The sequence below is a fragment of the Streptomyces sp. CB02959 genome (genome assembly GCF_002803155.1).
Classification (GTDB): Bacteria; Actinomycetota; Actinomycetes; order Streptomycetales; family Streptomycetaceae; genus Streptomyces.
In genome coordinates, this window is sequence record NZ_NNBP01000001.1 from 259,590 (window position 1) to 279,566 (window position 19,977).

A 19,977-nucleotide genomic window follows, 5' to 3' on the forward strand; every position below is an offset into this window, starting at 1 on the left:
GGCACCGGACCCGCCCTAGCTCAGCCCCGCGCCCCGGGCCCGCTCCACCACCGGACCGATGACGTCCGCCAGTGCCGCCACGTCCTGGGCGGTGGAGGTGTGGCCCAGCGAGAAGCGGAGGGTGCCGCGGGCGAGGTCCTGGGACATCCCGGTGGCCAGCAGGACGTGGCTGGGCTGGGCGACACCGGCGGTGCAGGCGGAGCCGGTGGAGCAGGCGATGCCCTGGGCGTCCAGCAGGAGCAGCAGGGAGTCGCCCTCGCAGCCGGGGAAGGTGAAGTGGGCGTTGGCCGGGAGGCGGCCGGCCGGGTCCGGGTCGCCACCGAGGAGGGCGTCGGGGGCGGCGGCCCGCACCGCCTTGATCAGGTCGTCGCGGAGCGCGCCGATCTCGCGGGCGAACTCCTCCCGGTGCGCGACGGCGTACCGGCCGGCCGCGGCGAACGCGGCGATGGCGGGGGTGTCGAGGGTGCCGGAGCGGACATGGCGCTCCTGGCCGCCGCCGTGCAGCACGGGCACCGGGGCGTACTCGCGGCGCAGCAGCAGCGCGCCGATCCCGTACGGGCCGCCGATCTTGTGACCGGAGACGGTCATCGCGGCCAGCCCGGAAGCGGCGAAGTCGACGTCCAGCTGGCCGACCGCCTGCACCGCGTCGGCATGCAGCGGGACCTCGAACTCCCTTGCCACCTCGGCGAGTTCACGGACCGGCTGGACGGTGCCGATCTCGTTGTTGGCCCACATCACGGTGGCCAGCGCGACGTCCGCGGGGTTGCGGCCGATCGCCGCGCGCAGCGCCTCGGCATGCACCCGGCCGTAGCGGTCGACCGGCAGCCAGTCGACGGTGGCGCCCTCGTGCTCGGCGAGCCATTCGACGGTGTCCAGGACGGCGTGGTGCTCGACGGGGCTGGCGAGGATCCGGGTACGCGCCGGATCGGCCGCCCGGCGGGACCAGTACAGGCCCTTCACCGCGAGGTTGTCGGCCTCGGTGCCGCCCGCCGTGAAGACGACTTCACTGGGGCGCGCACCCAGGGAGGCGGCGAGCGATTCCCGCGCCTCCTCGACGGTGCGCCGGGCCCGCCGGCCGGCGGCATGCAGGGAGGACGCGTTGCCGGTGACGGTCAGCTGGGCGGTCATCGCCTGCACCGCCTCCGGGAGCATCGGGGTGGTGGCGGCGTGGTCGAGGTAAACCATGGTCCGCTGATTCTACGAGCCACCCCGGGGCGCACGACCCGCGCGGGGGCGCATTCCCCAAGGCGCACGCTCCAGCCAGGGCCGCGACAGAAGTGTGCAGTTCTGTACATGACTGACACCTATGCGATGACCGAGGCCCGGGCCTGCTTCGGTTCGCTCGTCCGCCGGACCGCGCTCGCCCGCGAGCGCATCACCATCACCGATCACGGGCAGCCCGCCGCGGTGCTGATAAACCCCCAGGAACTGGCCGACATCGAGGACGCCCTCGCCCTCGCCGAATACCGCGCCCGGCAGGCGGCCGGCGCCGTCCGCGGCGTGCCGCACGACGAAGCACGCGCACGCCTCGGCGTGGAGCACGAGTGAGCTATGACGTCATCTGGGACGAGCCCGCGCCGGACGCGGCCGCCCTGTTCCTCAAGGACGACCCCGAGGGCTTACGCCAACTCTTCGCCTCCATCGACCTGCTGGCGGAATGCCCGCGCCCCGAAGGGTCGATCCCCTACGGCTCACCGGACCTGCGCCGTATCCACAGCGGCAGATATCGCGCCCTGTACGAGATCAGCGACACCACGGTGACGGTCGTCGTCATCCACGTGGGACGGGCGGCCCGACCCGGCACCCGGGGCCCGGCGGCGGGCCCGGCTACCTCGCCAGGATCGTGCGGGCCAGCTGGCGGGACTGGGCGACCAGCCGGTCCTCGGAGTCCCAGACCTCGGCGTCCTCCTCCAGGAAGCCGCCGGCCAGATTGCGGGTGGTGATGGACACCCGGAGCGGGCCGGGCGCCGGGCGCTGCCGGACGTGGCAGGTCAGCTCGACGGTGGGGACCCAGCCGCGCAGGCCCATCTCGAAGGCGGTGGGCGGCAGCGCGTCGACGGTCAGCAGGAGGGAGAGCGGGTCGGGCTCGCGGCCGTCGGCCAGGCCGAACCAGCCGCGCATCTCGCCCTTGCCGGACGGGGCGCCCACCGCCCAGCCCACGGTCTCCGGATCGAGCCGGATGTCCAGGCGCTCGGCGATCGCGGTGCTGCCGGGGATGGCCGGCCGGTCGCCCGGCGCGCTGTCCGTGCCCAGGCAGTGCTCGTAGGGCGGGAGGGCCGGGGGCTTGGCGGTGGTGCGCACGTCGTCGGGGAGGGCGGCGAGGTCTCCGTAGGTGGCGAGCACCCGCATCCGCTCGACCTCGGTGCCGTCGTCGGCGAACTGGACGAGGGTGGCGGTGCCGGTGGAGAGGGTGCGGCCGGTGCGGACCACGTCCGTGCGGACGACGGCGGGGCCGGGCACGGAGGCGGTGAGGTAGTGCGCGGTGATGGTGAGCGGGTCCGGGTGCGGGAGCGCTTCGCCCAGGGCGCGGCCCATCAGGGCGAGGAGGTAGCCGCCGTTGACGGCGTTGATGATCGTCCAGCCCGCGGAGAGGTGGGTGTCGTAGACGCCCGGGGCGCGCCGGGTGACCGCGGTGTCGCGGTCGAACTCGCTATTTCCTGCGGTCACCGTTGCCATGGCGGCACGCTACACCGATTGATTACCGACCGGTAGTGTCAAATTCGAGGAACGGTCCGGAGTCGAGTGGGGAACGCGCCCGGAGCGATCCACTCCGCTGCTGTCATCATGACCGCATGCTTCACGTGCTCTACCTGATCGGGGTCTCGGCCTTCGCCGCGAGCGGCGTACTGGCGGCCTACCGCGCCAACATGGATCCGTTCGGCGGCCTGGTCCTCGCGTTCGCCGCCTCGATCTCCGGCGGCACGCTGCGCGATGTGATCCTGGACCGCCGGCCGCTGTACTGGACGCACGACTGGGTACTGCTGACGGTCATCATCTGCGTCGGCGTGGGCACCATCGTCTATCTGCGCTTCTGGTCGCTGCCGCGGAAGTCGCTGCTGGTGGTCGACGCGATCGGGCTCTCCGTGGTCACGGTGATCGGGGCCCGGGCGGCCATCGCGGCGGGGGCCACCCCGCTCGCGGTCGTCATCCTGGCGGTGCTGACCGGCGTCGCCGGCGAGGTCATCCGCGACGTGCTGTGCGGGGAGTTCCCGCCGCTGCTGCTGCGGGAGGACGTCTACGCCATCGCGGCGCTGGCCGGCGCCTGCTGCTACCTGCTGCTGGACCGCCTCGGGGCCGGGGCCAACCCCGCCGCGGTGGTCTCGGCGGGGTTGGTGTTCGCACTCCGGATGGGCGCGCTCTATCTGGGGCTGCACCTGCCCCGGCCGCAGCAGCTGCGCGACCGGGGCAAGAAGGGCGCCGACGCCGGCTAGCCGGTCACGCCCCCGGCAGCGCGGGGCGGCTCTGGGTGTCCAGCCAGGTGTGGAAGAGGTCCCCGAGCCGCTGCCCGGAGATCTTCTCGGCCAGCGCGATGAAGTCGCCGGTGTCCGCGTTGCCGTAGCGGTGCCGGGCGGTCCAGGCCGGCAGCAGCCGGAAGAAGGCCCGGTCGCCGATGCGTTCGCGCAGCGCTTGGAGGGTCATCGCGCCGCGCTCGTAGACCGCGTCGGAGAACATGGTGTCCCGCTGCGGGTCGGAGACCTTGATCTTCCAGAAGGCGTCGTCGGCCGGGGCGGCCGCGTACGCCTTGCGGAAGGCGTCGTGGGCGGAGGCGGTGCCGCGGTGCTCGGCCCACAGCCACTGGGCATAGGTGGCGAAGCCCTCGTTGAGCCAGATGTCCTTCCACTGCCGGACCGAGACCGAGTCGCCGAACCACTGGTGGGCCAGCTCGTGGACGATGGTGCTCTCGCTGCGGACCGCGGAGTAGGCCGGCTTGGACTGCACCTCCAGGGAGAAGCCGGCCTGCGGCATGTCGTCCACGATCGCGCCGGTCTCCTCGAAGGGGTACGGCCCGAAGAGCTTCGACCAGTAGTCGGTGGCCTCCGCGGTGACGCCGTAGACGTCGACCTTGCCGGTCGGGAGGGTCGGGTCGGTGGAGACGTAGATCGGGGTGCCGCCCGGGGTGGTGCCGGTGCGGACGTCGAACTTCCCGATGGTGGCGGTGGCCAGGTACGGCGCCATCGGGCGGCTCTCGCGCCAGTGGAACCAGGCCCGGTCGCCGTGTTCGCCGGAGCCGACCAGCCGCCCGTTGGAGACCCCGGTCAGCCCCTTCGGGGCGTCGATCCGGATGTCGTAGGTGGCCTTCTCGTCCGGATGGTCGCTGGAGGGGAACCACGTCGAGGCGGCGTTGGGCTCGCAGGCCACGAACACCCCGTCCTTGGTCTTCATCCAGCCGTACTGGGAACCGAAGACGATCGGGCCGCTGAGCGGCTGCGGGACGCCGTGGTAGACGACCGTGACGGTGAAGCGCTCGCCGCGGGAGAGCGGGCGGCCGGGGCGGACGACGAGTTCGTCGCCGGTTCTGGAGAAGCGGGCGGGTCGGCCGTCGACCCGGACCTGGTCGACGGTCAGCTTCTGGAGGTCCAGGTCGAACGAGGAGAGGCTCTGGGTGGCCCGGGCGGACAGCGTGGTCCGGCCGTCGAGCCGGCCGGAGTCCGGGTGGTAGCTGACGCCCAGGTCGTAGTGGAGGGGCGTGTAGCCGCCGTTGCCGAGGTTGGGGAAGTAGGGGTCACCGATGCCGGGGGCGCCCGGTGTGGCCGCCGGGGCCGCGGCGATGGTGGCGGCCGAGGCCACCGCGGTGGCCAGGGCGAGCCAGCGGGAGGAGCGACGCGCAGAACGGGAGAGTGCCATGAGCCGTCCCTTCGGTTACGCGGATGTGAGAAGAACAACCGCGCCGACTCTGCACTCTCCCGCCCTGCTTCACCAGCGACTTTGCCAAGTCGTCAGGTGTTACTGTCCACTTGATGCCTTACCGCCCGAACTTTCGGTCGCCGCACCGGAGTTGTCGGTCTCGCCCTCGGGGTGGTGGCAGGCCACCTGGTGCCCGGTCCGCAGCCGGACCAGCGGCGGTTCGGTGGTGGCGCACTCCTCCGTCACCTTCCAGCAGCGGGTGCGGAACCGGCAGCCGGACGGCGGGTTGATCGGCGAGGGGACGTCGCCCTTGAGCAGGATCCGGTCGCGCTTGGTGCGGCGCTTGGGGTCCGGCACCGGCACCGCCGAGAGCAGCGCCTTGGTGTACGGGTGCCGCGGCGACGCGTACAGCGCGTCGCGGTCGGCCAGTTCGACGATCTTGCCGAGGTACATCACCGCGATCCGGTCCGAGACGTGCCGGATGACCGAGAGGTCGTGGGCGATGATGACGTAGGTCAGCCCCAGCTCCTCCTGCAGGTCGTCCATGAGGTTGACGACCTGGGCCTGAATGGAGACGTCGAGGGCGGAGACCGGCTCGTCGGCGACCACCAGCTTGGGCTTGAGGGCCAGCGCCCGGGCGATCCCGATGCGCTGGCGCTGGCCGCCGGAGAACTCGTGCGGATAGCGGTTGTAGTGCTCCGGGCTCAGACCCACCAGCTCCAGCAGCCGCTGCACCTCCTTCTTGACCCCGCCCTCGGGCTCGACGCCCTGGAGCCGGAAGGGGGTGGAGACGATCCCGCCGATGGTGTGCCGCGGGTTCAGCGAACCGTACGGGTCCTGGAAGATCATCTGGACGTCGCGGCGCAGCGGGCGCAGCTTGCCCGGGGACAGATGGGTGATGTCCTGGCCCTCGAACTCGATGGAGCCGCCGGTCGGCTCGTCGAGCCGGGTGATCAGCCGGCCCATCGTCGACTTGCCGCAGCCGGACTCGCCGACGACGCCCAGGGTCTCCCCGGGGAAGACGTCGAAGTCGATCCCGTCGACCGCCTGGACCGCGCCGACCTTCCGCTTGAGCAGGCCCTTGGTGATCGGGAAGTGCCGGACCAGGCCGCGGACCGTGAGCAGCGGTGTCCGGTCCTGCTCCGGGCTCCCGGTGGCCGGGGTCGCCTCAGTGGTCTCGGGGGTCCCGGTCGTCCCGGTCGTCTTGTTGGACTCGGTCGTCTCGGTCGTCTCGGTCGTCTCGTTGGTCTCGGTCACAGCTTCGGCGCAATCTCTTCGGTCCAGATACGCTGCCGCTCCTCCTGCGGCAGGTGGCAGGCCGAGAAGTGCCGGCCGTCGACCTGCTGCAGTTCGGGGCGCACCGTGCGGGTGACGTTGTCCTTGGGGACGTCCGCGTACGGGCAACGGGGGTTGAAGGCACAGCCGGACGGCACGTTGATCAGGCTCGGCGGCGAGCCCTTGACCGGGATCAGCCGTTCGGTCTGGTCGCGGTCGATCCGCGGCATGGAGCCGAGCAGACCCCAGGTGTAGGGGTGCTGCGGGGCGCCGAACACCTCGTCCGAGGGGCCCCGTTCCACGCACCGGCCGCCGTACATCACCAGCAGGTCGTCGGCGATCTCGGCGACCACGCCCAGGTCGTGGGTGATGATGATGACCGCCGAGCCGAACTCCTTCTGCAGATCGCGGATCAGGTCCAGGATCTGCGCCTGGACGGTGACGTCCAGGGCGGTGGTGGGCTCGTCCGCGATCAGCAGCTCGGGGTTGTTGACCAGCGCCATCGCGATCATGGCGCGCTGGCGCATACCGCCGGAGAACTGGTGCGGATGGTCGTCCACCCGCTTGTCGGGCTGCGGGATGCCGACCCGGTCGAGCATCTCGACCGCCCGCTTGCGCGCGGTCTTCTTGTCGACGTCGTGGTGGACGCGGTACGCCTCCACGATCTGCTGGCCGACCGTGTAGAAGGGGTGCAGCGCGGACAGCGGGTCCTGGAAGATCATCGCCATCTCGCGGCCGCGCAGCCGACGCACCTCGTCGGGTTCGGCGGCGACCAGCTCCTTGCCGTCCAGCCAGATCTCGCCGGACATCCGGACCTTGCTGCGCTGCTGGCGGGAGGCCCGGTGCAGGCCCATGATCGCCAGCGAGGTCACCGACTTGCCGGAGCCGGACTCGCCGACGATGCCGAGCGTCCGGCCCTTCTCCAGGCTGAAGGTCAGCCCGTCGACGGACTTCACCAGGCCGTCGTCGGTGGGGAAGTGCACCTTCAGGTCCCGCACTTCGAGGAAGGCGGAGGGGCTCCCGGCCGCGCCGGGCTCGGTCACCTCGACCCCGGTCGCCTCGGCCTTCACCGGCTCTTCGGCCTTCGTGAGCTCCGCAGCCTTCGCGGGCTCCTCGGCCTTAACCGGCTCTTCGGCCTTCGCAGGCTCCTCAGCCTTCGCCGACTCCGCAGCCTTCGCAGGCTCCTCGGCGGCGGGCTTCCCGGCCGCCGTGGTCTTGTCCTCGGAAGAGTCGGTCACGAGAGCCTCACCCGCGGGTCGACGGCGGCGTACAGGAGGTCCACCACCAGGTTGCAAAGGACGACGAAGAACGCGGCGAGCAGCGTGACGCCGAGCACGTTCGGCAGGTCGTTGGCGTTGATGGAGTCCACCGCGAAGGCGCCGACTCCCTTGAGCGAGAAGACCTGTTCGGTGATGAGCGCACCACCGAGCAGCAGGCCCAGGTCCATGCCGAAGACGGTCATGATCGGGGTGAGCGCGGCCCGCAGACCGTGCCGCACCACCACCCGGCGCTCCCGCAGGCCCTTGGCGCGGGCGGTGCGGATGTAGTCCTCGCTCAGCGTCTCCAGCATGCCGGCCCGGGTGAGCCGGGCGTAGAGCGCCGAGTAGAGGAAGGCCAGCGTGACCCAGGGCAGGACCAGGGTCCGGGCCCAGCCCAGCGGGTCGTCCAGCAGCGGTATGTAGTCACTGCGTTGGAAGAGCGGCCACTGGTAGGTGAACAGGGCCAGGGCCAGCGCGCCGGTGAAGAACATCGGGAGCGAGACGCCGGCCAGCGCCACACCCATCGCCAGCCGGTCGAAGAGCGAACCGGGGCGGAGCGCGGAGAGCACACCGGTGGCGACACCGGAGACGACCCACAGCACCGCGGCGCCGGCGGCCAGCGACAGCGTCACCGGGAGCCGGGACTGGATCTCCGGCCAGACCTCGATGTGGGTCTTGAAGGAGTAGCCGAAGCACGGCACGTGGCAGGTGGCCGCGTCCGGTCCGAACTTGTAGTCGACGCCGACGAAGATGCCCTTGATGAAGTCCCAGTACTGCTCGTACACGGGCTTGTCCAGGCCGAGGTTCTGCTTGACCGCGGCGATGTCCGCGGCTGTGGGGGCCTTTCCGATGTACTGCTGGGCAAGCTGGTCGGTGGTCTGCCCGGCCAGTTTCGGCAGCAGGAAGAAGATGCCGAAAGTGACCGCGCTGACGATCAGCAGCAGGATCACTGCGCTGATCAACCTGCGGATGATGTACGAGAACACGGGAATGCGGCGCCGGTGCCGCGGGCCGGGAGCGACCGGCCCGCGGACACCAATGCCTTCACCTGCCTTCCAGGGCTGCTACTTCTTGACGCCGATGTTGAGGTAGTCGTACTCACCGCTGAAGGCCGAGGTGGACACCATGTTGGTGGCCTTGGGCGAGCGGTACATCAGGACCTTGAAGTAGGTCAGCGGGACGATCGCCGCCTGCTCCATCGCCTTCCGGTCGATGTCCCCGTACGCCTTCTCGCGGGCGGCCTGGTCGGTGTTGGCGATGGCACTGTTGAGCAGGTTGTTGATGTCCGGGTCGTCCAGCTGGGACAGGTTGGTGTTGCCGGACTGGCTGATCGCCTTGCCGTTGAGGATCTGCTGCAGGTAGCCGTAGCCGGTCGGGAAGTCGGCTCCCCACTGCATCATGATCAGACCGACGTTGTTGGACTTGTTGAACGCCGGCACACCGGCGTAGTCCGAGAAGTACTTGCTGGTCGGGTACGACTGGATCTTGGCGTTGACGCCGATCTTCTTCAGCGAGCCGATGATCGAGGTGGCCGCGTCGACCTCGTCCTGGCGGTCGTTGCGCGCCAGGATCGTGGTGTTGACGTTGCCGGCGCCGCACTTCTTCCAGTGCGCCTTGGCCTCGGTCAGGTCCAGGTTGTCGCCGGTGTACTTCTGCGGGTACAGGTCGAACTTCTGGTAGCCGGCGATGTCCGTCGGCAGGACCGTGGAGGCGATGTCACCGCGGATCGGGCCGCCGAGCGCGGTCTGCACGGCCTTCTTGTCGATGGCGTACTCGACGGCCTTGCGGCACTCGACGTTGTCGAACGGCGCGACCTTGGTGTTGAGCGCCGTGTAGACCAGGCGCTGGCCGAGCGCGTTGTCGGTGTGGCCCTTCTGCGTGGGGTCGGTCAGCAGCTGGGCCTGGGTCTGGCCGTCGACGCCGCGGCCGGCCATGTCGACCATGGTGTTGCCGGACTGGAGGTCCTTGTCGATGGTCGACTGCGCGACCTTCAGGTTGAGGACGATCTTGTCCGGCAGCTGCTTGCGCAGCGGGTCGGTCTTGGCGGACCACTGCGGGTTGCGGACCAGGGTGAGCTTCTTGCCCTCCTGGTAGCTCTCGAACTTGTACGAGCCCGTGGAGACGACCTGCTTGGTGTAGTCCGCGCCCTTGTCCTTGGCCTGCGGGACCGGGGCGGTCTGCGGGGCGCTGACCAGGTAGTCGAACTCCGCGAACGGCTTGTTCAGGTGGAAGACGATCGTCTGCGGGTCGGGCGTCTCTATGGACTTGAGCCCGTCCTTGCTCTTGTCCTTGTAGGGGCCCTTGTAGCCGCCGTCGTTGTCCTGGAGGAACTGCTGGAAGTAGTTCGGGCCCAGGGAGAGGGTGTCGCGGGCGAAGTTGCTGCGCTCCACCGCGTACTTGACGTCCTGGGACGTGACCGGGGTCCCGTCTTCGAACTTCACGCCCGAGCGCAGCTTGTACGTCCAGGTCTTGCCGCCGTCGCTGGGCTTGCCCATCGACTCGGCGAGGTCCGGGACCAGTTGCTCGCCCTTGGTGCCGGGACCCGGCTTGAAGGTCGTGAGCGGGCGCGCGTACAGGCGGCTGAAGTTGTACACGAAGGCGTAGTAGGTGTTGCCCGGGTCGAAGGACTCGGGGGCGTCGCTCATCGCGTAGGTGACGGTGCCCCCCTTCTCGTCCGAGGCGTTGACGACGCCCTTGGTGGCGGCGTTGGCCCCCGCCGAGCTGTCGTCGGAGGACCCCTTTCCGCTGCAGCCGGCCAGCAAAAGGCCCGCACTGGTGATGGCCGCGACAGTCGCGACCGGAAGTGACCTTCGCATGATGCTCGGTGTCCCCTTCGTTCGTCGTGAAACGTCAATTCGAAACGGCAGTGACAAAAGGTGCGCGCCCGGTCGGGGGCCCGGCAGCCGCTTACCGGCTGCGCGGGTCCAACGCGTCCCTCAGACCGTCACCGAGCAGGTTGAACGCGAGCACGGTGACGAAGATCGCGAGGCCGGGGACGATCATGTATTGGGGATCGACCTCGTAGTACTTGACCGCCTGGGTGAGCGTGCCGCCCCAGGACGACTGGGGTGGCTGGATTCCGACGCCCAGGAAGCTCAGCGCCGCCTCGAAGAGGATGTTGGAGGGGATCAGCAGCGTCGAGTAGACGATGATCGGTCCCACGAGGTTGGGCAGGAGTTCCCGGAAGAGGATGAACGGCCCGCGGGCGCCCAGGCCGCGGGCGGCGGACACGAACTCCCGCTCCCGCAGCGACAGGGTCTGGGCCCGCACGATCCGGCCCATGTAGGGCCAGTTGAAGAAGCCGATCACGAAGATCAGGACCGAGATGTGCAGCGGCAGGCCGTCCAGGCCGAACGCGCCGCCCTGGAGCGATGCGGAGATCGCGATGGCGAACAGCAGCAGCGGGAAGGCCAGGAAGACGTCCATCAGCCGGCTGATGAAGGCGTCCACCCGCCCGCGGTAGAAGCCGGCGATCACGCCGAGGACGGTGCCGATGGCCACCGACAGCAGCGTCGCGCCGAACGCCACCAGCAGCGACACCCAGGAGCCCTCCAGGATCCGGGCGAGCAGGTCGCGGCCGAACTTGGGGTCCACGCCCAGGGGGTGGTCGACGCTCATCCCGCCGAAGTCGCCCTTGGGAAGGGTGGTGTTGGGGTCGATCAGGTCTTGGTACGGCTGGTTCGGGTCCAACCCGAACAGCGCCTGGAGCGGTCGGGAGAACGCGGCGATCAGGATGAGCAGGATGACAACGATGGCACCCGCCATGGCGACCTTGTCGCGGCGGAAGCGCAACCACGCGATCTGGCCGAGCGAACGCCCCTCGATCCGCTTGCTCTCCACGCCCTCCAGCACCGCTTCCGGCTGCGCCTGCGCAGCCGCCCCTGTGGTCTCGATCGGTGCGGTCACGGTGCTTCAGAACCCCTCCCGGCCGACGGGGTGGCCGGCCTGTGCCCGCCGCGGTAGCGGCCTGGTATCTGCGTCACTGGTGTTCCCCTGCCGCCATCTCCTCCGGGTCTCACGGGAGTTGGCACTGCGGACGAATCAAAGGTGCGCAGGACGCCGGCGGGGATGACGCTCGTACAAAGGACCGAGGTCCTCGATGCCGGGAGTCTTCATCCGAGTCGCGATCACTCACCAGCCCTGGCGGTGAATGGATGCGCAACTGTGATGTGGTCCACGGCCTTCCGTTATACGAACAGAAAGGCGGACTGAGCGGTGCGCCGGGCGGCCGGAAGGGCCGTCAACCGCCGGGCGGATGGGGGGATTCCACCCCAAGATCGACAGCGTGCGGGGCCGCGCGGGCACCCGCCGGCGTCAGTACGGGCGGGGGTAGCCGTAACCGTAGGTGGGACCGGGCACGGGCGGCTGGGCGTAGCCGTCGCGGTCGAAGAACGGGCGGGTGCAGGCCCGCATCCACATGCCGACCGGGTCGTACTCGTCGTTCATGGCGACCGTGGAGACCGGCAGCCCGTCCGGCACGGCGCCCATCGACTGCTGGATCATCAGCCGTGCGGCGTCCACCGACGGCTGCCCGGTGTCGTACAGGTCCAGCCCGATGGCCAGATAGGGGGCGCCGAGGGCGGGTTGCACCCAGGCGCGGCGCAACGACCGCACCGGGGGTGTCCGGTGGGCGTTCTGCGCGAGCAGGGCGTAGAACTGCGGAATGTCGATGACCGGTTCGGAGATCCGCAGCGGCCCGGCGGGCAGCCGGTCGAGACCGGCGGCGATCCGGCGCAGGTCGAGCCAGGGGATGCCGACCCCGCCGCCGGGAGCGTGCGGGTTCAGCCACAGCCCCCAGCGGTCGGGGAAGAGGGAGGCGGCGATCTCGGGACCGCTGACGAGTTCGTGGTCGCGGGTCCAGCCGGAGGCGGCGAGTTCGGCCGCGGAGGTCACACAGGGGGCGTAGCCCAGCCCGTCGACCTCCATGTTGCCGTACTGCGCGTCGGGTTGTCCGGCCCGGCCGTGCCACAGGAGCATCCAGACCTGGCCGTGTGCGAGGGCACCCAGCAGCGCCTCGTAGGCGTCATAGCGCCCGGGCGAGACCTGCCGCAGCATCTGCTCGACCTGGTCGGCCGCCGCCGCCCCCTGATGCGCACCCGCGCTCACGTGGTCCGTCCCTTCTCCCGGCAGGGCCTGCGCCCGCCCGTCGTTCCACCAGCTTACGAGTGGTCCCGCGTGTAGAAGGGCCGCACGCGCTCCAGCATCCAGTCGGCGACCGGGTCGCCCTGGGCGATGTCGAGCAGGACCAGCTGGACCGGCCAGGGCACCGGCACCTGGCCCAGCGCCCGGCCCAGCGCCGCGAGCACCTCGTCGCGGGCGCTGCCGTCGTGCAGCCGCTCGGGGGCGGCCTCGATCTGCACACCGACGAAGAGCGCCGGCGTGTCGCCCTCGACACTGGCCAGCGCACGCCGGGCGCTCAGCACCAACCCGGCGCCGGAGAACGCCAGACCGGCGGCGGCCAGGAAGTCCACCGGCTCCTCCTGCCAGTCCGGTTCGAAGAGCCGCACCCGGGCGCCGCCGGCCTGCTGACCGGCCGGATCCTGCCAACCGGACCGGCACAGTTCGGCCACTGCGGGCGGCGGCAGCGGGACGCCGACGGTACCGCCCGGATTGACCGCGACGCCCAGCAGCGGGGGCAGTCCGCGGGCGAACTCCTGCGCAGGCGCGACGGTGTACGACAGGTGCGCGCCGACGACCTTCAGGAACTCCTGCTCGGAGCTGAAGACCGGGACGTACGCGGCGCCGTCGATCTCGACGGTCGGCAGGTCCAGACCGGCCGCGCCGAAACCGGCGCTCTCCGGGCCGCCGCCCTCGGGCAGCGGCACCCACACCCGGCTGCGGCCCAGCACCTCGACGATCCGGCCGCCGGCCCCGGGGTGCCCGACCGACGCGGCCAGCACCTCCTCCAGCTCGTTGGCCGGCCAGGCCAGCTGCGGTATGCCCGCGCCCGAGAGGTCCCCCGCCACCGGACCGCCGTGCTGCGGGTAATCGTCCGGATAGTTCATCTCACCCACCCATTACTGGCCGCGCTGCCCGGCCCCTGACCCTGGGGGCGGACCCGTGGGCCCACCCGGTGGGTCAGACCCTAACGGGCGGAGCGCCGGTCGCCGAAGCCGGTGGCGGCCGGGCGGGCGGGGCCGGGCGCGGGCCGCCCCCGCCCGGTCAGTCGAACGTGACGCGCTCCAGGGCCCCGGCGGCGGTCCGGTCCAGCAGCACCGCGGAGCCGAAGCCCGGCGGCAGCCGGGCCTCCTCGGCCCGGGCGACCAGCCGGCGGACCGCCCGCCGGTGCCGGGCGAAGGCGTACCTCGACACCCCCCGGCCGCGCGCCTGTTGGCCGGTCAGCGCCGCCTCGGGCGGTACGTCGAGCAGCACCAGGTGCAGCCCCCGGCCGCCGCGCCGGGCCGTCCGGGAGAGCCAGCGGCGCACCCACGCCAGCGTCCCGCAGTCGTGCACCACCACACTGCCGCCGGAGCGCACCGCCCGGCGCAGCGCCAGATAGTGCGCCACCCGGACAAGCGGGCGGTAGAGCGCGTACGGGAGGCGGCGCAGCCGGCCGCGCGCCCAGCGGTCCCGGGCGTCCTGGGAGTCGATGCGGAGCACCGGGGTGCCGCGGCCGTCGCGGTGCGGCACCACCCGGCCCATCAGGGTGCTCTTGCCGCTGCCGGGCAGCCCGGAGACCACGATCAGGTCGCCGGGCGGGAAGCGGAGCGCGGTGCGGGGGGCGCGGGTGCCGTCCCGCAGATCGATGATCCGGGGCCGGTCGGACCGGGCGGCGGGGCGGGGGCGGCACTCCGTCCGGGGCGCGGCCGGCGCCGGTCCCGGTGCGGGCTCCGGCGGTGCCGCCTCCGCCGTCGTCGCGTATGCCGCTTCGCTGTGCACCGTGATCGCCCCTCCCCGTCGGCTCAGGCCGGGTTCGGGACCCGGCCTGCCCGCAGAGTGTCAAGAAAAGGTAATGTCCAGCAAGGCAAAGGGGCTTCACCGCCGGCGGATCCGACGGGCCGGCGCGGGCGCCGGGCGGCGCGGCGCCGGGTCGGGGCGGCCGGAGCCGGTACGGGCGACCGGCCACGGAGCGGCGGCCGGGGCTCCTTTATCCGGCGATCCCGTGTAATGATGTGGCCGCCACGGGCACACCACTGGTCACTCGTGCACAGCCAGCCAACTCCATACCGGCCGCTTGAATCCGCGCGGGAGAGTCCCCGGCCGCCACGGCGGGGCGCCGAAGGAGCAAGTCCTCCCTTGAATCTCTCAGGCCCCTATACCGCGCGGGCGAGGCAGATCTGAAAAGCGAGTCGCGGCCCGGCTGAAGGGGGCGGCTCCACCCAAGGTGCAAACCGGGTCCGTCCGCGGGCTTCCGGTGAACCTCTCAGGTTCCGATGACAGATGGGGAGACCGTCTTGTCACCCATGCCTGGGAGTCCCGAACGATGACTGATGCCCCTCGCCGTACCGCGCTGGATGCCACGCACCGCGCGCTCGGCGCGACCATGACCGACTTCGCCGGCTGGGACATGCCGCTGCGCTACAGCAGCGAACGCGAGGAGCATGTCGCGGTCCGCACCCGCGCCGGCCTGTTCGACCTCTCCCACATGGGCGAGATCACCGTCACCGGTCCGGAGGCCGGAGCCCTCCTCGACCACGCACTGGTCGGCAACATCGGCGCCCTCAAGGTCGGCCGGGCCCGCTACACCATGATCTGCGGCCCCGACGGCGGCATCCTCGACGACCTGATCGTCTACCGCCTCGCGGAGCGCGAGTTCATGGTGGTCGCCAACGCCTCCAACGCCCAGGTGGTGCTGGACGCGCTGACCGCCCGGCAGGCGGGCTTCGACGCCGCGCTCCGCGACGACCGGGACGCCTACGCGCTGATCGCGGTGCAGGGCCCGGAGTCCCCCGGCATCCTCAAGAAGCTCACCGACGCCGACCTGGACGGCCTGAAGTACTACGCGGGGCTGCCCGGCACGGTCGCCGGCGTCGAGGCGCTGATCGCCCGGACCGGCTACACCGGCGAGGACGGCTTCGAGCTGTTCGTCCGCCCGGCGGACGCGGTCGCCCTGTGGGAGGCGCTGACCGAGGCGGGCCGGGACGCCGGCCTGGTCCCGTGCGGCCTGTCCTGCCGCGACACCCTGCGCCTGGAGGCGGGGATGCCGCTGTACGGGCACGAGCTGACGACCGCGCTCACCCCCTTCGACGCGGGCCTGGGCCGGGTCGTGAAGTTCGAGAAGGAGGGCGACTTCGTCGGCCGCGCGGCACTGCAGGCGGCCGCCGAGCGCGCCGAGCAGGACCCGCCGCGCAAGCTGGTCGGCCTGGTCGCCGAGGGGCGCCGGGTGCCGCGCGCCGGCTACCCGGTGGTGGCCGCCGACGGCACGGTGATCGGCGAGGTCACCTCGGGGGCGCCGTCCCCGACCCTCGGCAAGCCGATCGCCATCGCCTACGTCGACGCCGCGTACGCCGCGCCGGGCACGGCCGGTGTCCGGGTGGACATCCGCGGGACGCACGAGCCCTACGAGGTCGTCGCGCTGCCCTTCTACAAGCGGCAGAAGTAGCAGGCGGCGCCGGCGAGTCCGCGGGTGCCTGCCGCGGACCTGCGCTGTTGCGTTCCGGCGCCAGCTGTCTCACTGGGCAAGACGCTCCCCCCGGACTTGGTCCGGGAGGTGCCCCCATTCACGATCACAGCCCCGCGTACAGGAGAATCGAGCCATGGACAACCCCCAGCAGCTGCGCTACAGCAAGGAGCACGAGTGGCTGTCGGACGCCGAGGACGGCGTCTCGACGGTCGGCATCACCGAGCACGCGGCCAACGCCCTCGGCGACGTCGTCTTCGTGCAGCTCCCCGAGGTCGGGGCCACCGTCACCGCGGGCGAGTCCTGCGGTGAGCTGGAGTCGACCAAGTCCGTCAGCGACCTCTACTCGCCCGTGGACGGCGAGATCACCGAGGTCAACGAGGACGTCGTCGCCGACCCCTCGCTGGCGAACTCCGCCCCGTTCGAGGGCGGTTGGCTGTTCAAGGTGAAGATCACCGGTGAACCGGAGGACCTGCTCACGGCCGACGAGTACACCGCCTTCACCGCCGGCTGACGCACCCAGCCCACGCTGGGAGTGCCCTCGGCCCCGGCCCCGCCGCCGCACGGGCGGGGCCGCGGCGCCCCGCCCGCCCCCTCTCCCCAGGAAGTCCCATGTCGCTTCTGAACAGCTCCCTCCATGAGCTCGACCCCGACGTCGCCGCCGCCGTCGACGCCGAGCTGCACCGTCAGCAGTCCACCCTCGAAATGATCGCGTCGGAGAACTTCGCCCCGGTCGCCGTCATGGAGGCCCAGGGCTCGGTCCTCACCAACAAGTACGCCGAGGGCTACCCGGGCCGCCGCTACTACGGCGGCTGTGAGCACGTCGACGTCGTCGAGCAGATCGCCATCGACCGGATCAAGGCGCTCTTCGGTGCCGAGGCCGCCAACGTCCAGCCGCACTCCGGCGCGCAGGCCAACGCCGCCGCGATGTTCGCGCTGATCAAGCCGGGCGACACCATCCTGGGCCTGAACCTCGCCCACGGCGGGCACCTCACCCACGGCATGAAGATCAACTTCTCCGGCAAGCTCTACAACGTGGTGCCCTACCACGTCGACGAGAAGACCAACCTGGTCGACATGGAGGAGGTCGAGCGCCTCGCCAAGGAGCACCGTCCCAAGCTGATCGTCGCCGGCTGGTCCGCCTACCCGCGCCAGCTCGACTTCGCCGCCTTCCGCCGGATCGCGGACGAGGTCGGCGCGTACCTGATGGTCGACATGGCCCACTTCGCCGGCCTGGTGGCCGCGGGCCTGCACCCCTCCCCCGTGCCGCACGCCCACGTCGTGACCACCACCACGCACAAGACGCTGGGCGGCCCCCGCGGCGGTGTGATCCTGTCCACCGCCGAGCTGGCCAAGAAGATCAACTCCGCGGTCTTCCCGGGCCAGCAGGGCGGCCCGCTGGAGCACGTGATCGCCGCCAAGGCCGTGTCCTTCAAGGTCGCCGCGTCCGAGGAGTTCAAGGAGCGCCAGCAGCGCACCCTCGACGGCGCCAGGATCCTGGCCGAGCGCCTGATCCAGGACGACGTCAAGGAGCACGGCGTCTCGGTGCTCTCCGGCGGCACCGACGTCCACCTCGTCCTGGTCGACCTGCGCGACTCGGCCCTCGACGGCCAGCAGGCCGAGGACCGCCTCCACGAGGTCGGCATCACCGTCAACCGCAACGCCATCCCGAACGACCCGCGGCCCCCGATGGTCACCTCCGGCCTGCGGATCGGCACCCCGGCCCTGGCCACCCGCGGCTTCCAGGCCGAGGACTTCCGCGAGGTCGCCGACATCATCGCCGAGGCGCTCAAGCCCACCTACGAGCGCGAGGCGCTCAAGGCCCGGGTCACCGCCCTGGCGGAGAAGTTCCCGCTGTACCCGTCGCTGTGACGGGCCGGTCACCGGGGCGCCACCACCCCCGGTGACCAGGCGGCGGGCCGCACCCGGGGCCCGCCGCCGCACCGGGCCCCGGCCGGACCTCCGGCCCGGGCCCGCCCTCCCCTTCCCGGACGCCCCCTTCGCGCCCCTCGGCGCCGCCGCCGTCCGGCTTCACCTCCCTTTCTCCCGCCCGCCGCTCCCCGTCCGGCGGGAATACCCCACGAGCGGGTTACGCTCGACAGTCGGGCCGGAAACACCCCGTCCTGCCCCGATGTGCTCCACCGTCCACCACGAGCAGACAAGGGAGTCCGCCCCCGTGGCCATCTCCGTCTTCGACCTCTTCTCCATCGGCATCGGCCCGTCCAGCTCCCACACGGTCGGCCCCATGCGGGCCGCCCGGATGTTCGCCCGCCGGCTCAAGAAGGACGGTCTGCTCGCTCAGACGGTCTCCGTGCGCGCCGAGCTGTTCGGCTCGCTGGGCGCCACCGGCCACGGCCACGGCACCCCCAAGGCCGTACTCCTCGGCCTGGAGGGCCACTCCCCGCGCACCGTCGACGTCGAGTCCGCCGACGACGAGGTGGCGCGTATCCGCACCGCCGGCCGGCTGCGCCTCCTGGGCGCCGAGATAGGCACCGCGCACGAGATCGACTTCGACGAGTCCACCCAGCTGATCCTGCACCGCCGCCGCTCGCTGCCGTACCACGCCAACGGCATGACGCTCTTCGCCTACGACGCGGCCGGCGCGCCCCTCCTGGAGAAGACCTACTACTCGGTCGGCGGCGGCTTCGTCGTCGACGAGGACGCGGTCGGCGAGGACCGGATCAAGCTCGACGACACCGTCCTGACGCACCCCTTCCGCACCGGCGACGAGCTGCTGCGGCTCTCCCGGGAGACCGGCCTGTCGATCTCCGCCCTGATGCTGGAGAACGAGAAGGCCTGGCGCACCGAGGAGGAGATCCGCGCCGGCCTGCTGGAGATCTGGCGGGTCATGCAGGGCTGCGTCACCCGCGGCATGAACCGCGAGGGCATCCTCCCCGGCGGCCTGAAGGTCCGCCGCCGCGCCGCCAACGCCGCCCGCGCGCTGCGCTCCGAGGGCGACGCCGCCGCCCGCGCCATGGAATGGGTCACCCTCTACGCCATGGCCGTCAACGAGGAGAACGCCGCCGGCGGCCGGGTGGTGACCGCCCCCACCAACGGCGCGGCCGGCATCATCCCCGCCGTCCTGCACTACTACGTCAACTTCGTCCCCGGCGCCGACGAGGACGGGGTGGTCCGCTTCCTGCTCGCGGCCGGCGCCATCGGCATGCTCTTCAAGGAGAACGCCTCGATCTCCGGCGCCGAGGTCGGCTGCCAGGGCGAGGTCGGCTCCGCCTGCTCGATGGCGGCCGGCGGCCTGGCCGAGGTGCTCGGCGGCAGCCCCGAACAGGTCGAGAACGCCGCCGAGATCGGCATGGAGCACAACCTCGGCCTGACCTGCGACCCGGTCGGCGGCCTCGTCCAGATCCCGTGCATCGAGCGCAACGGCATGGCCGCCGTGAAGGCCGTCACCGCCGCCCGGATGTCGCTGCGCGGCGACGGCCGCCACCACGTCTCCCTCGACAAGGTCATCAAGACCATGAAGGAGACCGGCGCCGACATGAGCGTCAAGTACAAGGAGACCGCCCGCGGCGGCCTCGCGGTGAACATCATCGAGTGCTGAGCCCCGGCACACGAACACCCCGGGCCCCGGTGAGGACATGCCTCGCCGGGGCCCGGGGTGTTCGCGTCGGCGTCCCCTACCGCCCGACCTCCCACGCGAACGGCGGGAGTTCGCTGGCGCGGAAGTAGATGTCCAGGGCCAGCGGGGCGGGGGCGAAGGGGTGGACGCGGGCGCCGTCGAGGCCGGGGAGGAGGCGGGCGCAGTGCCGGACGCAGCCGGTCACTTCGCGGCCTTCGCGGTCGACGAGGGTGGCGGTGTCGGGCGGGCCGTCGCACGGGGTGGGGTCGGCGGCCGCGGCGGCGGGGCAGCGGTTGCGGGCGGCGGCCGGAGCGGCCGGGCGGGCGGCGGGCGGGGCGCTCGTCGACTGGTTCATGGCAGTCCCCCTGGTGCGGCGCAGGTACGGGTGCGGGCGCGGGCCCGGTGGCAGTCGGGCGCGGTCACCGGTGCCCACGACAGTGGTGCTCGGCGGGGTGGGGGTC

At 71.6% G+C, this 19,977-nt stretch carries 19 protein-coding genes and 1 riboswitch; of the genes, 7 read left to right on the forward strand and 12 right to left on the reverse strand.

The window, feature by feature from the left end; all coding sequences use genetic code 11:
* Positions 1–15: 15 nt before the first annotated feature.
* Positions 16–1,185, reverse strand: a complete 1,170-nt coding sequence (locus CG747_RS01140) for a cysteine desulfurase family protein (protein WP_100599678.1) — start codon at positions 1,183–1,185, stop codon at positions 16–18.
* Between the two features lie 108 nt (positions 1,186–1,293).
* Here CG747_RS01140 and CG747_RS01145 point away from each other — a divergent pair, with 108 nt between their 5' ends.
* Together CG747_RS01145 and CG747_RS50630 are read left to right on the forward strand one after the other, a co-directional pair.
* Entirely contained in the window at positions 1,294–1,548 is a 255-nt protein-coding gene (locus CG747_RS01145; protein WP_100599679.1) for a type II toxin-antitoxin system Phd/YefM family antitoxin, read from the forward strand.
* Positions 1,545–1,943, forward strand: a complete 399-nt coding sequence (locus CG747_RS50630; protein WP_100599680.1) for a type II toxin-antitoxin system RelE/ParE family toxin — start codon at positions 1,545–1,547, stop codon at positions 1,941–1,943. The genes CG747_RS01145 and CG747_RS50630 overlap by 4 nt, the downstream gene beginning before the upstream one ends.
* Here CG747_RS50630 and CG747_RS01155 read toward each other — a convergent pair.
* The gene (locus tag CG747_RS01155) at positions 1,828–2,676 is read right to left on the reverse strand and encodes a thioesterase family protein (RefSeq protein ID WP_100599681.1); all 849 of its coding nucleotides are present in this window, start codon (positions 2,674–2,676) and stop codon (positions 1,828–1,830) included. The genes CG747_RS50630 and CG747_RS01155 overlap by 116 nt on opposite strands.
* A gap of 116 nt (positions 2,677–2,792) precedes the next feature.
* On the opposite strand from CG747_RS01155, the gene CG747_RS01160 reads away from it, so the two are divergent.
* On the forward strand, positions 2,793–3,431 hold the full coding sequence (locus CG747_RS01160) for a trimeric intracellular cation channel family protein (RefSeq protein ID WP_100599682.1): 639 nt from the start codon (positions 2,793–2,795) through the stop codon (positions 3,429–3,431).
* A 4-nt stretch (positions 3,432–3,435) separates the two neighbouring features.
* On the opposite strand, the gene CG747_RS01165 is transcribed toward CG747_RS01160, so the two are convergent.
* From CG747_RS01165 to CG747_RS01205, 9 genes are all read right to left on the reverse strand, one after another.
* Positions 3,436–4,845 carry a M1 family metallopeptidase gene (locus CG747_RS01165; protein WP_100599683.1) on the reverse strand — a complete coding sequence of 470 codons (1,410 nt, stop codon included), beginning with the start codon at positions 4,843–4,845 and terminating at the stop codon, positions 3,436–3,438.
* A gap of 99 nt (positions 4,846–4,944) precedes the next feature.
* A complete protein-coding gene (locus CG747_RS01170; RefSeq protein WP_100599684.1) occupies positions 4,945–6,102 on the reverse strand; it encodes an ABC transporter ATP-binding protein in 1,158 nt (385 codons plus the stop codon).
* A complete protein-coding gene (locus tag CG747_RS01175) occupies positions 6,099–7,190 on the reverse strand; it encodes an ABC transporter ATP-binding protein (RefSeq protein ID WP_100600048.1) in 1,092 nt (363 codons plus the stop codon). The genes CG747_RS01170 and CG747_RS01175 overlap by 4 nt, the downstream gene beginning before the upstream one ends.
* Positions 7,191–7,354: 164 nt before the next feature.
* Positions 7,355–8,365, reverse strand: coding sequence for an ABC transporter permease (locus CG747_RS01180; protein ID WP_100599685.1), 1,011 nt, complete (start codon positions 8,363–8,365; stop codon positions 7,355–7,357).
* A gap of 78 nt (positions 8,366–8,443) precedes the next feature.
* The gene (locus tag CG747_RS01185) at positions 8,444–10,195 is read right to left on the reverse strand and encodes an ABC transporter substrate-binding protein (RefSeq protein WP_100599686.1); all 1,752 of its coding nucleotides are present in this window, start codon (positions 10,193–10,195) and stop codon (positions 8,444–8,446) included.
* A 91-nt stretch (positions 10,196–10,286) separates the two neighbouring features.
* Positions 10,287–11,285: an ABC transporter permease gene (locus tag CG747_RS01190; RefSeq protein ID WP_100599687.1), complete on the reverse strand. Its 999-nt coding sequence runs from the start codon at positions 11,283–11,285 to the stop codon at positions 10,287–10,289.
* 408 nt (positions 11,286–11,693) lie between these two features.
* Entirely contained in the window at positions 11,694–12,485 is a 792-nt protein-coding gene (locus tag CG747_RS01195; RefSeq protein WP_100599688.1) for an enhanced serine sensitivity protein SseB C-terminal domain-containing protein, read from the reverse strand.
* A gap of 53 nt (positions 12,486–12,538) precedes the next feature.
* Positions 12,539–13,384, reverse strand: coding sequence for an enhanced serine sensitivity protein SseB (locus CG747_RS01200; protein ID WP_100599689.1), 846 nt, complete (start codon positions 13,382–13,384; stop codon positions 12,539–12,541).
* A 157-nt stretch (positions 13,385–13,541) separates the two neighbouring features.
* Entirely contained in the window at positions 13,542–14,258 is a 717-nt protein-coding gene (locus tag CG747_RS01205) for an AAA family ATPase (RefSeq protein ID WP_374701726.1), read from the reverse strand.
* Between the two features lie 296 nt (positions 14,259–14,554).
* Positions 14,555–14,650: riboswitch (glycine riboswitch) on the forward strand.
* A 152-nt stretch (positions 14,651–14,802) separates the two neighbouring features.
* Here CG747_RS01205 and gcvT point away from each other — a divergent pair.
* The 4 genes from gcvT (at position 14,803) to CG747_RS01225 (ending at position 19,498) form a co-directional block, all read left to right on the forward strand.
* Positions 14,803–15,921 (forward strand): glycine cleavage system aminomethyltransferase GcvT, encoded by a 1,119-nt coding sequence (gene gcvT, locus CG747_RS01210; RefSeq protein ID WP_100599691.1) that lies wholly within the window; start codon positions 14,803–14,805, stop codon positions 15,919–15,921.
* A 154-nt stretch (positions 15,922–16,075) separates the two neighbouring features.
* Positions 16,076–16,453, forward strand: coding sequence for a glycine cleavage system protein GcvH (gene gcvH / locus CG747_RS01215; protein WP_100599692.1), 378 nt, complete (start codon positions 16,076–16,078; stop codon positions 16,451–16,453).
* Positions 16,454–16,551: 98 nt separating this feature from the next.
* Entirely contained in the window at positions 16,552–17,811 is a 1,260-nt protein-coding gene (gene glyA / locus CG747_RS01220) for a serine hydroxymethyltransferase (protein WP_100599693.1), read from the forward strand.
* A 304-nt stretch (positions 17,812–18,115) separates the two neighbouring features.
* Positions 18,116–19,498: an L-serine ammonia-lyase gene (locus tag CG747_RS01225; RefSeq protein WP_100599694.1), complete on the forward strand. Its 1,383-nt coding sequence runs from the start codon at positions 18,116–18,118 to the stop codon at positions 19,496–19,498.
* A 76-nt stretch (positions 19,499–19,574) separates the two neighbouring features.
* Here the strand turns inward: CG747_RS01225 and CG747_RS01230 are convergent, their stop codons facing one another.
* Complete coding sequence (locus CG747_RS01230; RefSeq protein WP_100599695.1) at positions 19,575–19,871, reverse strand: hypothetical protein; 297 nt, start codon at positions 19,869–19,871, stop codon at positions 19,575–19,577.
* Positions 19,872–19,977 lie beyond the last annotated feature (106 nt).